The following is a 3286-nucleotide window of genomic DNA, read 5'->3' as shown; positions in this document are numbered from 1 at the left end:
GATCCTCCGCAACGCCGGGGTGTACGCGCTGCGGCGCTGCTGTGCGAGCGCGGGCGTGGCGGCGACCAGCATCAGCGCGATGACCGCGGCGTTGCGGAAGGTGTCGCGCGGTGCGACCACCTCGCTCCGGCGCTGCGACGCGACGGGTGCGACGGGGCTGCGCGCTTCCTCCTTCCGCCGCCGCCGCGCGCGCCACCAGGCGAGCGAGAGCTGCGAGCGGCCGGTGAAGACCGAGCCGACCGTTGCCAGCACCTCGAGCAGCGAGCGCATCGGCCGGTCCGGCCGGTGCCGGTCCCACGACAGCCAGGCATCGGCGCGGCCGAAGACGGCGCGCACGATCGCGCCTTCCTCCTCGACGTTCCCTGGGCGGAACAGCAGCTGGACCTCGCCGCCGTCGGCGCGCAGGAAATAGCCGTTCAGCGTCAGCACCTCCCCGCCCATCGGGATGTCGAGCATGACGGGCGTGTCGGCCTCGAGCGCCAGCGCCTCGGCCACCACGATGCCGGCGCCGCCGAGCGAGAGGTCGCGCGTGCGGGCATCGATCCTGCGCCCGTCCGGCAGTACGAGCTGCGCGGGCAGCACGACATCGACGCGCGCCCGCGCCCGCACCTGCTTGCGTTCGCGGCCCGCGGCGACCGATGCCAGCACCGGCACGATGCATAGCAGCGCCCAGATGCCATTCAGCAGGTAGGCCTGGCTTTCCAGGCTGCCCCATTCGGTGGAGGCCAGGCCCCGGACGCCGGCGACCACGCCGAGTGCGAGGAGGATGGCGAGGATCAGGCTCGGATAGACCGCCCGCCAGTCGAAATAGCCTTCCGGGAGAAGGCCGCCCTTCTGCGTCACGTTGAACTTACCCTTCTTGGGGTCAAGGAGCGTCGCGATGGTCACGGGGACGAGCCAGAGCGCGAGCACCGTCTCGTAGATCTCGCTCCAGAAGGAATGCCGCACGCCGCCGGCGACGCGGCTGCCGGTCGCGACCGCGTGGAAGATGTGCGGCCCGGCATAGGCGATGATCGCCAGTGGCGATGCGGCGATCGGGCTGAAGCCCATCAGCAGGAAGGCGAGCGGCGCGGTGAGGAACACCACGCGCGGCACCGCGAACAGGAAGTGGAACATCGCGCTGAAGTAGCAGAGCCGCTGCGCGAGGCTGAGGCCGGGCCCGAAGATCGGGTTGTCCACGCGCATGATCTGCAGCATGCCGCGCGCCCAGCGCATCCGCTGGCCGATATGGATCATCAGCCGTTCCGTCGCGAGGCCAGCGGCCAGCGGCAGGCGCAGATAGGCCGTGTTCCAGCCGAGCCGCTGCATGCGCAGCGAGGCGTGGCAGTCCTCGGTCACCGTCTCGGTCGGCACGCCGCCGGCCTCGACGATCGCCTCGCGCCGCAGCACGGCGCAGGAGCCGCAGAAGAAGGTTGCGTTCCACAGGTCGTTGCCGGGCTGCACGAGGCCGTAGAACATCAGCCCCTCGTTCGGCACGTCGCGCCCGTTCGAGAGGTTCCGCTCGAAGGGATCGAGCGAGTAGAAATGATGCGGCGTCTGGATCATGCCGAGCTTCGGGTCGCGCAGCATCCAGCCCATCGTCATCTGCAGGAAGGCGCGCGTCGGCACGTGGTCGCAGTCGAAGATCGCGATGTACTCGCCATCCGTCTGCGCCATGGCGTGGTTCAGGTTGCCGGCCTTCGCCCCCTTGTTGTCGGGGCGCACGATGTAGCCGGCGCCGCATTCCTCGGCGAATTCGCGGAAGGCGGGGCGGCGCCCGTCATCCAGGATCCAGACCTTCAGCTTGTCGATCGGCCAGTCCATCGCGAGCGCCGCGAGCACGGTCGGGCGGACGACGTCGAGATCCTCGTTGTAGGTCGGGATGTAGACATCGACGGTCGGCCACGCCTCGGTGTCCTCGGGCAGCGGCGCGGGGCGGCGGTCGAGCGGGCGCAGCGTCTGGAAGTAGCCGAGCAGCAGGGCGATGACGGCATAGGTCTCGGCAGCCGCCAGGCCGAACATGAAGAAGCCCTGGGTGAAGCTGTCCGCCGTCAGCGTGTCCGACAGCCGCCAGTGCAGGTAGCGCAGCGAGACGAGGCAGGAGAGGATGGCGAGCACCGCCGTCACCCGGCGGCTCTTGAACCGGTTCAGCACCAGGAAGAGCACGAGGCCGCCCACCGCCAGCAGCGCCTGGTCTTCGGCATCGAGCGGTGTCACGACCACCGCCCAGGCGAGCAGGAGGCCCACCAGCACGACGAGCGCGAGCCAGGCGCGGGACAGGGCGCGGCTCATGGGCGGCTCCAGGGAAACAGGGACGACGTGACGGGCGCGACGACGGGCGTGGGCGCGGGCGTGGGCATTTCGCGCAGCACCGTCGCCGCCAGATCCTCGATGTCGCGCGCAGCCGTGGAGTAGGGCGCATGGGCGCCGACGGGGCGCTGGCAGGCAAGCGCCTCGGCCACCGCCTCCTCGCGCGAGATGGCGCCGGCGAGCCGCGCGCCGAGATGGGCGGCGACGCCTTCGGCCGCCGAGACGGACAGCCGCGAATGCCGATCCACCTGGTTCAGCACGACGCGCAGCTTCGGCCCGACGAGCGTGCCGAGCGTGCCGCGGCCGAGGAAGCGGCCGGTCTCGATCTCCGGCAGCAGCGCGGTGCTGGCGGCATCCGCGAGCAGCACCGCGAGCACGAGGGACGCCTGCGGCGCCAGGATCTGCAGCGCGGCCGAGGCGCCGGGCGGCGTATCGACGACGACGATCGCCGCGGGATCGGCGAGCATGGCGCGGACCGGGCCGGCCAGCAGCTCGGGCTCCCGCTCGATGAGGCTGGAGGTCGCGAGGGCGCCGCGCATGTCGGTTTCGCCGTACGGCAGCAGGTCGGGCCCGGCCGGCGTGCGGCGCAGGCAGGCGCGCCAGTCCGGACGCATGTGAAGCCGCGCCAGGTAGCCCTCCGGGTCCGTGATCGGCAGGCCGAGATGCAGCCGGAGCGCGTTCTGTGGGTCGCAATCGATGGCGAAGACGGGCCGTCCCATGCGATGCAGCGCGTGGGCGAGCCCGGAGGCAAGCGACGTCTTGCCCACGCCCCCCTTGGGCGAGGCGAGGCAGAGCAGCGGCATGGCGTCAGCCCCCCGCGCCGCTGACGGCGGCGCGCAGCGCCAGGAAGGGCAGGGTTCCGGCCGGCATCGGTTCCCCCGCCGGGCCCCTGGCGTCCTGGACCGGAGGCGTCGCGGCGGCGGCGAGCGCCTGGGCGATGAGCGGGAAGGACGGCGCTGGCGCGGGTGCGGCCGCGGCGGGCCAGGCGGTCGAGAGC

Annotated in this window: 2 protein-coding genes and 1 pseudogene; all 3 read right to left on the bottom strand. The window is 72.1% G+C overall.

Features of this window, described 5'->3' with window-relative positions; all coding sequences use genetic code 11:
* The coding region (bcsA, locus tag HW577_RS22840; protein WP_198378414.1) for a UDP-forming cellulose synthase catalytic subunit at nucleotides 1-2271 on the bottom strand (2271 nt) is incomplete at its 3' end.
* Nucleotides 2268-3092 carry a cellulose biosynthesis protein BcsQ gene (bcsQ, locus tag HW577_RS22835; RefSeq protein ID WP_232475179.1) on the bottom strand — a complete coding sequence of 275 codons (825 nt, stop codon included), beginning with the start codon at nucleotides 3090-3092 and terminating at the stop codon, nucleotides 2268-2270. The genes bcsA and bcsQ, both read right to left, overlap by 4 nt.
* Before the next feature lie 4 nt (nucleotides 3093-3096).
* Nucleotides 3097-3286, bottom strand: a pseudogene (locus tag HW577_RS26725) (hypothetical protein); the annotation flags it as partial.

The organism is Neoroseomonas rubea, assembly GCF_016106015.1.
GTDB classification, from domain to species: domain Bacteria; phylum Pseudomonadota; class Alphaproteobacteria; order Acetobacterales; family Acetobacteraceae; genus Neoroseomonas; species Neoroseomonas rubea.
Note: the sequence above shows the minus strand (reverse complement) of the source record. Positions and strands in the feature narration are given on the sequence as shown.

What these genes read in the sequence shown, in the direction of transcription:
- bcsQ (WP_232475179.1), bottom strand. Translation starts at nt 3,092, where the DNA reads ATGCCGCTGCTCTGCCTCGCCTCGCCCAAGGGGGGCGTGGGCAAGACG.